Source organism: Marinimicrobium koreense (assembly GCF_003762925.1).
GTDB classification, from domain to species: domain Bacteria; phylum Pseudomonadota; class Gammaproteobacteria; order Pseudomonadales; family Cellvibrionaceae; genus Marinimicrobium; species Marinimicrobium koreense.
In genome coordinates this window covers 425,257-438,525 of the sequence record NZ_RJUK01000001.1, presented here as the reverse complement: position 1 = coordinate 438,525, position 13,269 = coordinate 425,257, and the positions used below count along the sequence as shown (strand labels likewise).

Annotated in this window: 12 protein-coding genes; 9 read left to right on the top strand and 3 right to left on the bottom strand. The window is 59.9% G+C overall.

Going from position 1 to position 13,269, the window contains the following annotated elements:
* Positions 1 to 220: 220 nt before the first annotated feature.
* The 5 genes from EDC38_RS01885 to EDC38_RS01865 all read left to right on the top strand — a co-directional run bounded on the left by EDC38_RS01885 (position 221) and on the right by EDC38_RS01865 (position 4,227).
* Positions 221 to 1,189, top strand: a complete 969-nt coding sequence (locus tag EDC38_RS01885; protein WP_170162833.1) for a DUF2157 domain-containing protein — start codon at positions 221 to 223, stop codon at positions 1,187 to 1,189.
* Positions 1,173 to 2,225 (top strand): DUF4401 domain-containing protein, encoded by a 1,053-nt coding sequence (locus EDC38_RS01880; RefSeq protein ID WP_123637089.1) that lies wholly within the window; start codon positions 1,173 to 1,175, stop codon positions 2,223 to 2,225. Before EDC38_RS01885 ends, EDC38_RS01880 begins: the two co-directional genes overlap by 17 nt.
* Positions 2,218 to 2,739, top strand: coding sequence for a GDYXXLXY domain-containing protein (locus tag EDC38_RS01875; protein ID WP_123637088.1), 522 nt, complete (start codon positions 2,218 to 2,220; stop codon positions 2,737 to 2,739). Before EDC38_RS01880 ends, EDC38_RS01875 begins: the two co-directional genes overlap by 8 nt.
* A gap of 84 nt (positions 2,740 to 2,823) precedes the next feature.
* Positions 2,824 to 3,708 carry an adenylate/guanylate cyclase domain-containing protein gene (locus EDC38_RS01870; protein WP_123637087.1) on the top strand — a complete coding sequence of 295 codons (885 nt, stop codon included), beginning with the start codon at positions 2,824 to 2,826 and terminating at the stop codon, positions 3,706 to 3,708.
* Positions 3,709 to 3,750: 42 nt separating this feature from the next.
* Positions 3,751 to 4,227, top strand: a complete 477-nt coding sequence (locus tag EDC38_RS01865; RefSeq protein WP_246004315.1) for an RDD family protein — start codon at positions 3,751 to 3,753, stop codon at positions 4,225 to 4,227.
* A 114-nt stretch (positions 4,228 to 4,341) separates the two neighbouring features.
* On the opposite strand, the gene lptG is transcribed toward EDC38_RS01865, so the two are convergent.
* Both lptG and lptF read right to left on the bottom strand, forming a co-directional pair.
* The gene (gene lptG / locus EDC38_RS01860; protein ID WP_123637086.1) at positions 4,342 to 5,403 is read right to left on the bottom strand and encodes an LPS export ABC transporter permease LptG; all 1,062 of its coding nucleotides are present in this window, start codon (positions 5,401 to 5,403) and stop codon (positions 4,342 to 4,344) included.
* Entirely contained in the window at positions 5,396 to 6,511 is a 1,116-nt protein-coding gene (gene lptF, locus EDC38_RS01855) for an LPS export ABC transporter permease LptF (protein ID WP_123637085.1), read from the bottom strand. The genes lptG and lptF overlap by 8 nt, the downstream gene beginning before the upstream one ends.
* 202 nt (positions 6,512 to 6,713) lie before the next feature.
* Between lptF and EDC38_RS01850 the strand changes: the two genes are divergently transcribed.
* From EDC38_RS01850 to EDC38_RS01835, 4 genes are read left to right on the top strand one after another with little or no spacing between them, the layout of a single operon-like run.
* Positions 6,714 to 8,201, top strand: a complete 1,488-nt coding sequence (locus EDC38_RS01850) for a leucyl aminopeptidase (RefSeq protein ID WP_024459820.1) — start codon at positions 6,714 to 6,716, stop codon at positions 8,199 to 8,201.
* Positions 8,198 to 8,623 carry a DNA polymerase III subunit chi gene (locus EDC38_RS01845; RefSeq protein ID WP_123637084.1) on the top strand — a complete coding sequence of 142 codons (426 nt, stop codon included), beginning with the start codon at positions 8,198 to 8,200 and terminating at the stop codon, positions 8,621 to 8,623. The genes EDC38_RS01850 and EDC38_RS01845 overlap by 4 nt, the downstream gene beginning before the upstream one ends.
* Positions 8,624 to 8,637: 14 nt before the next feature.
* The gene (locus tag EDC38_RS01840) at positions 8,638 to 9,144 is read left to right on the top strand and encodes a hypothetical protein (protein WP_123637083.1); all 507 of its coding nucleotides are present in this window, start codon (positions 8,638 to 8,640) and stop codon (positions 9,142 to 9,144) included.
* A gap of 43 nt (positions 9,145 to 9,187) precedes the next feature.
* Positions 9,188 to 11,044 carry a cation:proton antiporter gene (locus EDC38_RS01835; RefSeq protein ID WP_123637082.1) on the top strand — a complete coding sequence of 619 codons (1,857 nt, stop codon included), beginning with the start codon at positions 9,188 to 9,190 and terminating at the stop codon, positions 11,042 to 11,044.
* Positions 11,045 to 11,060: 16 nt separating this feature from the next.
* Here EDC38_RS01835 and EDC38_RS01830 read toward each other — a convergent pair whose 3' ends face one another.
* Positions 11,061 to 13,250: a response regulator gene (locus EDC38_RS01830; RefSeq protein ID WP_123637081.1), complete on the bottom strand. Its 2,190-nt coding sequence runs from the start codon at positions 13,248 to 13,250 to the stop codon at positions 11,061 to 11,063.
* Positions 13,251 to 13,269 lie beyond the last annotated feature (19 nt).

Here is a 13,269-nt window from a genome sequence, read left to right as displayed (position 1 = left end):
TGTTGAGCCAGCACTGCTGACTCTTCCGTTCAGGTACTCCGCCCGCAGGCAAGCATCCATAGCGGTTATTGAAACACAGCGCAGAGTCCTTGAACACCACAGGAATACGGTACGGATACCGCGGTCGGTATCGCAAGGGGGCCCAACCGGTCGCGTCGTGTGCTTGACGGTGTTGGTTGGCTTGTGGATACTGCCTGAAAACGAACACGGACCTGCTTTCATGGATACGGCGCGCCGACAATTGGATCATCTGATTGAGCAGGAGGAACTCGCTCCTGCTGATTACCAGCGTGCGGCCACGTTGCTCGGCCTCTATCCTTCCCTGCCCCGCTGGCAACGTTTCCTCGATCATCTTCTGCTCTGGCTCAGCGCTTTGGCGCTTGGCTTTGCGCTGCTGTTTTTTATTGCCTACAACTGGACCGAGCTGGGTCATCTGGGTCGGTTCGCGCTGGTTGAGCTGGCGCTGCTCATCGCCGTGAGCGCCTATTTCTGGAAAGGTGGACGAGGGCTGGTGGCGAAAGCGGCGCTGTTTGCCGCGGCACTGGTGGTGGGCGGTTTGCTGGCCCTGTTCGGTCAAACCTATCAGACCGGCGCGGACCCATGGCAGCTGTTTTTTACCTGGAGCCTGATGATTCTGCCCTGGGCGCTGATTGCCCGGTTGCCCGCGCTCTGGGTATTGGTGATCGGGCTTTGGAATCTGGCCACGATGCTCTATCACGGCACCTTCGGCTCGGTCTGGATTTTGACCGGGGACACCAGCCTGGCCTGGGCGCTGCTGGTGATCAACTCCCTGAGTTTGAGTGGGTGGGAGCTGGCGGCGCGCCGATTGACCTGGCTCGATACCGGATGGGCTCAGCGCCTGATTGCCGCCGGCGTCGGGATGGCGGCCACCATATTGGCGTTAATAGGCAGCTCGGACACCCTGATCAGTGCCGAGCTACTGATCTACGCGCTGGTGTTAGCGGCCATTTACGGCGTTTACCGGCACCTCAAACCTGACCTGTTTATGCTAGCCGGCGGCTGCCTCTCCGTGATTGTGGTCATCGACGGGTTGTTCATTGCGCACACCGACCTGCAGGAAGACGGTGTCTTCTTTCTGCTTAGCGCCATCACCATCGGCTCGACCACGGCCCTGGTGAAGTGGCTGATTCATCTGAACCGGCTTATGCACCATGAACCAGAACACTGACGCAAAGCGCCGCCTCGCCGAAGCCGGTATCGACCTTCAACCGGGCAACGATCAAGGGCCGGTGATTCCCTGGTATCTGCTTGTTCTTCAGGGAATCGGTGGCTGGCTGGCCGCGCTGTTTCTTCTGGGTTTTCTCGGCCTGGGATTCATCCAGGCACTGGATAAGCCGATCATCGCCCTGGTGCTGGGTTTACTGCTGATCGGTGGCGCTTTTGGTTTATTGCTTCATCGGCAGAGTGTTTTTCTGGAGCAACTGGTATTGGCGTCCAGCCTCGCCGGTCAATTGCTGGTCGCCTATGCGATCGCTTACTGGCTTGATGACATCAACGCCCTGTTCTGGGTTGGCATGTTGATCCTGCATTCGGCCCTTGCCGTGCTGATGGCGAGTCAGTTGCACCGAATATTTTCTGCGTTGTTTGCGGGCTTATCCCTTTTTTTTCTCGGCGTGGAAACCGGAGCCGTGTACGGTATTCCGCCCGTCGTTTTGGGTATCACCTGTGTATTTTGGCTAAACGAATTTCACTACCCTCAGCACCGCAACGCCCTAAAAAGCATCGCCGTTGGACTGACGCTCGGGCTGCTGGTCATGCAGTACCTGATCCGTTTTCCCGAGCTGGTGGAAGACAGCCTCGCAATCGCCTGGTTTCCCCACTGGCTGGGCGAGTGGCTGACCGGCGGCGCGCTTGGCTATCTGGCCTACCGGGTGATCCGCATGAACCCAATGGCGCTGACTGGACGCGCATTGATTATCAGTGCGGTCACCTTGGTGCTTCTTTGTCTGGCCTCCTCTTATGCTTTCGGTCTGACGCAGGGCGCAGCACTGATTGCCCTGGGGTTCGCCATCAACCACCGGATCGTGATGGGGCTGGGCGTACTGTCTCTGCTGTTTTCCATTTCCACCTACTATTACCGTCTGGACCTGACCCTACTGGAAAAATCCTTCACTCTGCTGATTCTCGGACTGTTTTTTTTCGCTGTGCGCTATGGCCTGAATCGTTGGTCGGCCAGCCTCTCTGGAGACATGACCGATGCGTAGGGGAATCGCACTGGTCACCGCCCTGGCCATATTGGTGCTCGTCAATTTTTCCATTTATGAGAAGGAGCAGCACCTGGCCCAAGGTGAAATCATGTATCTCGAGCTCGCCCCGGTGGACCCGCGCTCGCTGATGCAGGGGGATTACATGACGCTCCGTTTTGAAATCGGCAATCAGATCCGTGACGCCGTCGGCTCCAATGGCCCGGCAGACAGTGAGCGGGAGGAGATTTCCGAGGGTTATGCGGTGGTGCGTCTGGATGAACGGGGTGTGGCGCACTTTGTTCGGCTCGCCGCGTCGAACACAGCGCTTGAGGACAATCAGCGAGCCCTGTTCTTTCGGCACCGCAATGGGCGGATTCTGTTTGCCACCAATGCCTTCTTTTTTCAGGAGGGACAGGCCGAGCGTTATGAGGCTGCCCGGTATGGGCGGTTTCGAGTGAACGAGGAAGGCGAGCCGCTTTTGGTGGGGTTGCATGATGAGGGGTTGGTGAGGTTGGATCCGGTGGATGGGTAGGGATTTTGCCGGGTACCTGTGTTTTCGGGGCGCCAGGCGTTATCATTCACCTTTAAGAGTCGTTCTGGAGCAGCCTACCGTCTCATGACCGCCATCAATCGGACACTAGCCATCATGTTTGCCGACGTTTCGGGCAGTTCAGCCCTGTATAAGCGTCTTGGCAACCTGTTAGCGAAGCGCTCAGTGGACGGTGCCATCGACATCATGACTCACGTGACCGAGAGCTATCAGGGGCATGTGGTCAAAACCCTCGGGGACGAGGTGATGGCCCGCTTCGATACCGCCCAGGCCGCCTGCGACGCTGCTGTTGCCATGCAGCGGGAAGCCCGCCATGCCGGGGTGGCGCTACGTATCGGTATTGCCTTCGGCCCGGCCCTGCTGGATGACAATGATGTGTTTGGGGAGGCGGTCAACGACGCGGCTTTTGTCGCCAAGGTGGCCCGGGCCAACCAGATTGTGCTCACCCAGACACTGGTTGATGAGCTTCAGGGGGCCACCCGGGAACACTGCCAGGAGTTTGACCGCGTGGCGGTCAAGGGCGAAACCCGACACAGCCTGATTTACCGCCTGCAGTGGGAAACCCCGACCCAGAGCCACAGTGCCACCACGGTGATGTCGATCGAAGAGATCGCCGGAAAAATGAGCCGCTACCAGCTACACCTGACACTCGGCAGTGAAGAACTGACCATTCACCCCGAGCAGACGCCCTATATTATCGGCCGAGACCCCATAAAGGCTCACCTGCACGTTCAGTCCGGGCTGGCCTCGCGGGATCACTGCCATGTGATTTTCCGGCGCGGCAAGTTCGTGCTGGTGGATCACAGCACCAACGGCACCTACGTCTCGGGCCCGGATCAGCCGGAAATGTACCTGCGACGGGAAGAGTTTCCGTTGTTCGGTTCGGGCACCATCTCCATCGGACAACCGGCGGAGCGCGCCGGTGAATGGCTGATTCACTACCGACTGTAACTCCAATCACCTGACATTCATCGACCGCCGGACCCTATCATCGTGACCGATTCCCAAAACACACCGCGCCCCGCCGGACTGCTTCGCCGTTTTGCCGCCATGGTGTATGACAGCCTGCTGTTGATTGCCGTGGGGCTGGCCTACGGTGCGCTGGTGACGCTGCTTAACGTACTGATTCAGGGCGCGCCGACCGAGCGCGAAGCCATTGAGTGGGGTTATTGGCGATTTCCCGTGTTCATCGGACTGATTGCGGTATGGGTGGGCTTTTTCTATTATTTCTGGGGCCGTTCAGGACAGACTCTGGGGATGCGGGCCTGGCGGTTGAAGCTGACCGACGCGGCTTCCGGCCAGTTGCCGGCGCCCCGGCAACGGCTGATACGAGGACTGCTAGCGCCTTTGTCGCTGTTTCTTGCGGGGCTGGGTTATTTCTGGTTGTGGGTCGATCCGAGAGACCACACCCTGCACGGGCGCCTTAGTGGTACTCGTGTTTGGTTGATGCCGAAGGAGCCCAAGGCGTAGTCGTGCCGGATTGCCGCTTGGTTAATGGTGGATGACTGCCTGCGGCCTCCGAGGCGTCGGACCGATCCACCCTACCTCGGGGTAATGGGAGCGTTCCCCCCGGCAATGAGAGCGTTAGCGGGTGCGGCTTAGGAGGAACAGGCCGAAGGCGGCGCAGGCGGCGATGGGAATCAACACCGCCAGCACCGGCGGGAAGCCGAACACCAGGCTGGAAGGCCCGAGCAGGCTCTGGGTCAATTGGAAGGCAATGCCGAATACCACCCCGGTAAAAATACGCTGACCCATGGTCACTTCCCGCAGCGGACCAAAGATGAACGAAATCGCCACCAACACCAGGCTGATGGTCGCCAGCGGTTGCAGGGCTTTTTCCCAGAAGGCCAGACGGTATTCGCTGTTTTCAAGTTTCTGCTCTGCCAGATAATCCACGTAATAAACCAGATTGCGGATCGAGAGGCCTTCCGGAGGCAGAGCGATGATGTTCAATATTTCCGGGGTCAGGTCCGTCTTCCAGCGCCGCAGCGCGTAGGCATCCACCCGGGTACCCTCGTCTTCAAAGTGGGTGACCGACACGCCCTCTTCCTGCCAATACCCCTGCTGAAACGTGGCCTGCTCGGCGTAGCTGGCCTGTTCGAGTTGCCGCTCGTCATTGAACCGGTAACGGGTGATACCGTGCAGTATTCCATTCGGTTGTACCGCGTTGAAATACAGAAACTCGTTGCCTTCACGATGCCAGAGACCGCGCTCGGTATTCAGGGCCCGCTGCCCGCCCAACGCGACCGCGCGCCGGCTTTCCGCCACCTGATCCGTGTAAGGCGTGACGTACTCACCCAACACCAACCCGATGGCGATAAACACAAACACCGGCTTGAGCACCAGCCAGGTAATCCGGACCACCGACACACCGGCAGCCCGCATCACCACCAGCTCACTGGAGCTTGCCAACAGACCAAGGCCGGCCAGACAGCCGATCAGGCTGGCATAGGGAATGTATTCATAGATGCGCCCGGGCATGGTCAGCGCGATATAGATCAGCGCTTCGGACACATCATAGTCCGCCCGCAGGTCGGCCACTTCGTCGATAAACCCACCGATCAGGTCCAGTGACAGGACCACCAGCAACACCAGGGCAATGGCTGCGAATACGGTCCGGGCGATGTAGCGACTGATTTTACGCATGCGCTGCCCTCCTTGACCGCCGCTTCTGACGCCCCAGCTTGAGGTTCTGCCAGCTCAGCATCAGTAGAGCAATGGCCAGAAACACCCCGTGCACCAGCCAGAAACCGGGCATCAAGGGGAAGCTGCCGGACTCCAACGCGCCGCGCAAACCGCTCAGCGTCCCGAGGTACAACATGTACAGCACAATGGCTGGCAACATTTTGGCGTAGCGACCGCGACGTGGATCGGTGCGGCTGAACGGCACCGCCATCAGCGCCACCACCAATACCAGCACCGGCAGTGACAGCCGCCACTGCAGTGTGGTGCGTCGCTCCAGATCCTCTGCCCCGATCAGCTCCGCCGTGCTCCAGGTGTCGGATTGACCGCGCATGCTCGCTTCGATGTTCGGTGGCTTCATGTGCTGGGCGAAAGTCTCGAACTCGGTCACCTCGTAGTCCGCTGCACCGGGCTGCCCTTCATAGCGGCGACCGTTATGCAAGTACAAGTAACGCTGCTCATACTCCGGATGCATGGCCTGCTCTGCATAATCGGCCACCAGAACTGAATGGCGCTCAGCTCCTGCTTCCCGACCGCCCTGAGCCACAAACAGCGTCTGCAATCGGGTGCGATCATCGCTGACTTCGGTAATGTAGGCCATGGAGTTGGAGTCGCCCAGCGCCTGAAAGCGCCCGGGCTGGATGGTGTCGAACTCGCTGCGGGTTCGCTGCTCGGCCAGAATGGTTTCGGTGGCGCGGGCGCCAGTTGGGCTGACCCAGAGGCTGAGAAAACCCACCAGCACAGAAAGCATGACGGCGGGTATCAGGGTAATGACAACCAACTGCGCCTGACTGATACCACAGGCCGACAGTACTACCATCTCACTGTCGGTATAGAGCCGACCATAGGCCAGCAGGATGGCGATAAAAAAGCCCAGCGGAATGATCAGCTCGAGAAAGCCTGGCAGGCGGTAACCCATGATGGAGAACAGCACATCCACCGCCAGCTCACCGGCGGCCGCATCGGCCAGGTATTTGACAAAGCGGCCACTCATGAAAATCAGCAGCAGTACGCTGCTGACCGCCAGAGTGGTCACCAGAATCTCACGATTGAGATAGCGAAAAATAATCACACACGCATCCCGTCTGTCGCTCAAGCGGTCACTCTCGCCATGAGCGACCGCGAAAAAAAGACCGGCAACCCGCCCGACACAATTTGCCCTGCGTCGCGGATCGCGTAAACTTGAGACATCAGCCTGCGGCCGATTCCGAGGGGTGGCATTATCCCCTACTCGGCCGCATTTGTCTCGACCCCTAACGCAATGGAGTACCGCCATGCAAACCACGGCCAAAGTCGTCAACGCCCTTACCGACCGCAGTGACTGCCTGATTGTGACCGCTTTCGAAAATCAGCAGTGGTCTCCCGCCGCCGAGGCGCTGGAGAAGCAGGCCGGGCAGTTGGCCGCATTGTGCAAGCGCGACGGCTTCAAGGGCAAGGAGGGCGAAACGCTCCTGCTGCCCACACCGGAGGGAACGACGGCCAAACGCGTTCTGGTGCTCGGCCTGGGCAGTGCAGCCCCCAAGGCCGCCAGTTTCCAGCGCGCCCTGGGAAAAGCGGTGGAGGCACTGAAAACCACACCAGCAAAATCCCTGACCCTGTGCCTCAACGGCGTGACCGTCGAGGACCGGGATCTGCGCTGGACGGCCCGTCAGGTGACCTACACGCTGGGGCTGAGCCAGTACCGGTTTACCCGCTGTAAAAGCCAGAAAGGTGAGGCCTCGCCCTTCGCACCCACCAAAGTGACACTCGGCTGCGCCAAAAAATCCCAGGCGGCGGAAATCAATGCCGGCCTGAGCGAAGGCGTCGCCCTGGCCAAGGGCACCAACTTCACCCGCGAGCTGGGTGACCTGCCCGGTAACATCTGCACTCCCAGTTACCTCGCCACCGAGGCGCGCAAGCTGGCGCGCAACCAGAAAAAGCTGAGTGTGAAAGTGCTCGATGAAAAACAGATGAAAGAGCTGGGCATGGGCTCGCTCCTGTCCGTCTCCGCTGGCAGCGACGAACCGGCCAAGCTGATTGTCATGGAATACAAGGGCGCCGCCAAAACCGAAGCGCCGGTGGCGCTGGTGGGTAAAGGCATCACTTTCGATACCGGCGGTATCAGCCTGAAGCCCGGCGCCGGTATGGACGAGATGAAATTCGACATGTGTGGCGCGGCCAGCGTGTTCGGCTGCATGCAGACGCTGATCGAGCTACAACCCAAACTCAACGTGGTAGCGGTGGTGGCCGCCGCCGAAAATATGCCCAGCGGTGGCGCCACCAAGCCCGGGGATATTGTCACTTCCATGTCGGGCCAAACCATTGAAGTGCTGAACACCGACGCCGAAGGCCGTCTGGTGCTGTGCGACGCACTCACTTACGTGGAGCGCTTCAAGCCCAAAGCCGTGGTAGACATCGCCACGCTTACCGGCGCTTGTGTCATCGCGCTGGGCAACCACGCCACCGGCCTGTACAGCAACCGGGACGAACTGGCGGAGGCCCTGCTCTCGGCCGGTGAAACGGCTGGCGATCGCGCCTGGCGTTTGCCCCTGTGGGATGAGTACCAGAAGCAGTTGGACAGCAACTTTGCCGATATGGCCAATATCGGTGGCCGCGAGGCGGGCAGTGTCACCGCCGCCTGTTTTCTGTCCCGTTTCACCGGCAAGTATGCCTGGGCGCACCTGGACATCGCCGGTACCGCCTGGCGCTCCGGTGCAGCCAAAGGCGCGACCGGTCGCCCGGTACCGCTGTTGATGCACTACCTGCTCAGTCAGGCCTCATGAACCGGATCGATTTCTACATTCTGCCGTCGGATGCGCCCGAGGCGCGGTGGCATTTTGTTGGTCGCCTGGCCGACAAGGCCGCGCGCCTCGGGCACCGGGTGTTGATTGCGGTCGACAACGCGGAACAGGCGCAAGCGCTGGACGAGCACCTGTGGGCGCAACCGGAGGACAGCTTTCTGCCCCATCGGCGCCTCGGGGATACCGACGCGCCAGCGGCGGCCGTGGAAATCACCGACTCCGAGCAATGCGGCGACCATCGCGATGTGTTGATCAACCTGCGTACCGCCGTGCCCTCCCACTTTGAACAGTTTGAACGACTGGCCGAAGTGGTGATTCAGGCGCCGGAGGTACTCAAAACCACCCGGGAGCACTTCAGTTTTTACAAGTCCCGGGGTTATCCTGTTCGCCACCAACAACTGTAATCGAGCGTACAGCCATGGCCGAGCGCAAAGGCGATACTAAAGATACGCTCCTGGATGAGCTGGAATCCATCAAGGGGCTGCTGCAAGACGAAGATGATATTCCCATACTCAGCGAGGTGATCGAGGCCATCGAGCCGCTACCGGCGGATAGCCCCCGGCAGCCGTCGTTGTTTCAGGCCTCCAATTCAGCCAGCACGCACTCGGCCAAACCCCGCCCGGCCAGCATTACCCGGGCCACGGGCGAAAACCCTTTCTTGCCCGAACATATCCGGGCCCGCCTGCACGGCAACCGGCCGCCGCCGCTGGTGGAGGAGCTCGCGGCCAACCCACCGGCGCAACCCCGGACCGAGTCTCCTACCGACCGACCTCTTTCCCGGACGGCCCTGATCGAGGAGGTGGTGCAAGCCAGCCTGCCCGATCTTGAGGCCCGCTTGCGGGCTCGGCTTTCCTCACTGACCGAAGAACAACTGCAAACATTGATCGCGGACGACCACGCCCAAAGCACTGAAGGCCCGATTTAAAAGGCAAAAATACAAAAGGCCAAAAAACAAAAGGATAGTCACTATGGAAAACGCCGGACTCGCGATTGCCCTGATCGGGATCGTCGCTTTATTTTGCCAGTGGGCAGCCTGGCAGGCCCGATTGCCGGCGATTCTGTTTCTGCTGGTCACCGGCCTGATTCTGGGCCCGATCGGCGGCTGGCTGGACCCGGACGCGCTCTTTGGTGACCTGCTGTTCCCCTTGGTATCGCTGGCAGTCGCGGTGATTCTGTTTGAGGGCAGCCTGACCCTCAACTTCCGCGAACTCGGCAGTCTGAGCACGGTGGTGCGCCGTATGATCACCGTGGCCGCCCCCATCACATGGGCCGTCGTCGCGGTTACCACCCACTATCTGTTTGGCATTGGTTGGGACCTCAGCATTCTCTTCGGGGCGCTGATGGTGGTGACCGGCCCCACGGTCATCACGCCGCTACTGCGCAGCGTCCGGCCCTCCGAGCGGGTGGCCAATATTCTGCGTTGGGAAGGGATTGTAATCGACCCGGTGGGTGCCCTGCTGGTGGTTGTGATGTACGAGTTTATCGCCACTCAGAGCCAGGCGGCCGCTTTTGGCCACAGCGTACTGCTGTTTCTGGAAATCATTGTGGTCGGCATGGTAATCGGGCTGGCGGCCGGTTATCTGTTGGGTAAAATTCTGGCCCGTCAGTGGCTGCCGGAGTATCTGCACAACCTTGCCACGCTCAGCCTGGTATTCATGGTGTTTACCTTCTGCAATCACCTGGCACACGAGTCGGGTTTGCTGGGGGTCACGGTGATGGGCATGTGGCTCGGAAACCAGAAGGATGTACGCATTCACAACATCCTCAACTTCAAGGAAAACCTGACCATTCTGTTCATTTCCGGGCTGTTCATCATCCTGGCCGCCCGCCTGCCCCAGGAACAGCTCATTGGTATTTTTACCCTGGCGCCACTGCTCCTGTTGCTGGTCATTCAATTTGTTGCACGGCCACTGTCGGTGGCTTTCGCCACCCTGGGCTCACCGGTGAACTGGCGCGAACGCATTGTGCTCAGTTGGATCGCCCCGCGCGGTATTGTGGCGGCGGCGGTATCCGCCCTGTTTGCACTGCGCCTGGAGGAGCAGGGACACCCGGATGCGCACTGGCTGCTGCCTCTGACCTTTGCCATCATTCTCGGCACCGTGGTCTTCCAGAGTGCCACTGCCCGCCCCCTGGCCCGCGCCCTCAAAGCGGTGGAACCGGAACCGCGGGGCGTGCTGATTCTCGGTGCCAACGCCGTGGCGCGAACCATCGGCAAAGCGTTGATGGAACAGAAGCTGCCAGTCATGGTGTGCGATTCCAACTGGGAGAATATCCGCACCGCCCGCATGGCCGGGCTGCGCACCTTTTACGGCAACCCCACCTCGGAATACGCCAGCCAGCGTCTGGAACTGACTGGCATTGGACAACTGCTGGCTCTGTCACCACTGCGTGAACTGAACGTGATCGCCTGTATGCACTATCGCAACGAGTTCGGGCGCGAGAACGTCTACACCATTCGCCACACGTCGGAAAATCACAAGGCGGAGAAGCATCACGTGGCCGACGACCTCAAAGGCGCCACGCTGTTCGCCGAGCGCGCCACTTACGCCAAGCTCGCCAGCCTGATTGGCGAGGGCGCTGAAATTCGGGTTACCCGGCTGACCGAAGAGTTCACCTTCGAAGCCTTCAAGAAGAGTAAAACCCGCGGCACTTTGCTGCTGTTCAGCATCAACGAGGATGGGGACTTGCGCCCCTTTGTGGCGGGACGGGAGGAAACACCGGAGAGTGGCTCGGTGCTGCTGAGCCTGGTACCGGCGGACCAGTCTTCGAAAGAGGTGCCGGTGCATGAGGACGCGTCGCCCGAGTCGCCTTCGCTACCGGACTGACTGCGAACCGGGAGGCTTACCTCCCCTTCCCCAGCCACTGCTCCAGGTGCCCCTGCAGCGCTTCATAGCGCAGGGGCTTACTGATGTGATCGTCCATACCCGCCGCGCGGCAACGGTCCTGGTCTTCGTCGGCGGTAAATGAGGTCATGGCCACGATCGGCAGGTGCCGGCCGCCGTCATCCGCCTCCGCCTCCCGGATGCGCTCGGTGGCCGCAATGCCGTCCAGCTCCGGCATGTCGCAGTCCATCAATACCAGATCAAACTTTTCTTTGCCGATGGCCGACAAGGCTTCTTTACCGTTGCTCGCCACATGGACCTGGCAACCCAATTTTTTGAGCATGCCGGATACCACCATCTGACTGACCCGCTGGTCTTCCACCAACAGGACGCGGCGCCCCGCCACCGGATTGATGCCATCGTCTTCCTCTTCGGCCAACAAGGCCTCGGAGGTATCGTGGCTCAGCAGCCGGTGTACCAGCGTTTCGTACAGCTTGCGGTGCATGATGGGTTTTTCGATACAACTCACCTGCGGATACTCGTGCAAGTGGTTCTTGGTTTCGTCGCTGTCTCGCTGCAGGAGACTCATCGCAATGATCTGGGCCAGACCGCTCAGGGCCGGCTCGGTGGCAATACTCCGAGACAGGACCAGGCCATCGAAGCTGTCGAGCTTGTTGTAGATCAGTACCAGGTCTTCAAGCTGCTCGCTCTGTGCGCTGGCTTTCAACTGCTTGATCGCCTGGGTGTGACCGTACACCCGGGTGGATTTCATGCCCCAGCGCGCAAGCTGGTCCACGAGATCCAGCGCCACCACTTCCGGAATATCCACCAGCAGGATTCGCTTGCCGCGCAGGCGCTGTTCCTGCTGGCCAACATCCTGATAGGCCACCACGTCCAACTGCACATTGATGACAATGCGCTTGCCGGACTCCCGGTTCTCCACCAGATTGACACTGCCGCCCATGCATTCGGCCAGGCCTTTACAGATGGACAGACCGATACCGCGCAGATTCTGATCGGAGCGCTCGTCAGTGTCCTCATCATGTGCGGTCCGGGAGGCATCACTGATCACCAGCTGCAGCTCACCGGATTCATTCTCACCGGGGTGAAACACTGCCTCCACGAAGATCTGTGCCATACCCGAATGCTTGACCGCATAGGTCATCAGGGTGCCGAAAATCTGCCCCAAACGGGTGGCATCGCCCTCGACTCGCCGGGGCAGTTCCTGGTCAAACACGTAGTTCAGCTCAATCCCCTGCTGGTGGGCTTCCAGAGCAAAGTCCTGAACCAGCTTTTCCAACAGGCGGCGTAGATTGAACGGCACTTTTTCCAGCTCGAGAGATTTGGTGGTGATCTTGGAGAAGTCCACCACATTGTTCACCAGATCCAGTTGTCGTTCGGCCGCCTTGCTGGCGAGCAACAACAACTCCCGATGGCGCTCAGACATCTGCTCATCGTCTACCAGAGCCAGAGTGCCCAGAATGTCGTTGAGCGAGGAGCGAAACTCCTGCCCCAGGTTGACCAGAAATTCGTTCTTCAGCTCGATGGCCGCTTTGGAGCTGCGCTGCTCGAATTCCAGCCCTTTGGCCCGCTCGCGCAGCGCGTAGTTGGCCTCCAGTCGCTCCCAATAAGTATTGGAGGTCACTTTGGCCTGGTGACTCAGCATGGTGTAAAACACCAGCATGATACTGCCGTACAGGTAACCCTCGACGCTGAACAAGAACACCGCCGTCAGGGCCGCGGGCACCTGGCCAATGAACAGGTAGGTGGTCAGGAAACGCCGATAGGGTGCGAACACGTTGGCCACACTGGAGTAGAACACCACAGAGTAGAGCCACATGATCAGGGTTTCATCCCGCATCCCGATCAGCCAGGTCAGGCTGACCAGGATAAAGGCCCACCAACCGGCGCCGAGAAACGACGCGAAGAAATACTGATTGCGCCAGCGCGCCGGCGCCCGGGCGTAGAGGGTGTCAAAGCGGAACAGGTAATAAGCGCGCAGCAAGGTGACCAGCAGCAGGCCGACGATCAGGACAATCGACAGGTTCTGGTAGTTCTGGAAAAAGTCACCAAACACCAGACAGGAGACCGCGACAATAAAGTTGAGCACCAGCCCGCGACGGCTGTACTTGGCGACCCGGGCATCGGTGTCGCGCATGATCTGGCGGTCTTTCTGGACTTTGGAGGTGGGAACGAACAGTTGCAGCATGCGCGACCTTCCCGAACGA

Excerpts from the sequence above, each read along its gene's own strand:
- EDC38_RS01885 (WP_170162833.1), top strand. The coding sequence starts at position 221 with ATGGATACGGCGCGCCGACAATTGGATCATCTGATTGAGCAGGAGGAA.
- EDC38_RS01880 (WP_123637089.1), top strand. The coding sequence starts at position 1,173 with ATGAACCAGAACACTGACGCAAAGCGCCGCCTCGCCGAAGCCGGTATC.
- EDC38_RS01875 (WP_123637088.1), top strand. The coding sequence starts at position 2,218 with ATGCGTAGGGGAATCGCACTGGTCACCGCCCTGGCCATATTGGTGCTC.
- EDC38_RS01870 (WP_123637087.1), top strand. The coding sequence starts at position 2,824 with ATGACCGCCATCAATCGGACACTAGCCATCATGTTTGCCGACGTTTCG.
- lptG (WP_123637086.1), bottom strand. The coding sequence starts at position 5,403 with ATGCGTAAAATCAGTCGCTACATCGCCCGGACCGTATTCGCAGCCATT.
- EDC38_RS01850 (WP_024459820.1), top strand. The coding sequence starts at position 6,714 with ATGCAAACCACGGCCAAAGTCGTCAACGCCCTTACCGACCGCAGTGAC.
- EDC38_RS01845 (WP_123637084.1), top strand. The coding sequence starts at position 8,198 with ATGAACCGGATCGATTTCTACATTCTGCCGTCGGATGCGCCCGAGGCG.
- EDC38_RS01840 (WP_123637083.1), top strand. The coding sequence starts at position 8,638 with ATGGCCGAGCGCAAAGGCGATACTAAAGATACGCTCCTGGATGAGCTG.
- EDC38_RS01835 (WP_123637082.1), top strand. The coding sequence starts at position 9,188 with ATGGAAAACGCCGGACTCGCGATTGCCCTGATCGGGATCGTCGCTTTA.
- EDC38_RS01830 (WP_123637081.1), bottom strand. The coding sequence starts at position 13,250 with ATGCTGCAACTGTTCGTTCCCACCTCCAAAGTCCAGAAAGACCGCCAG.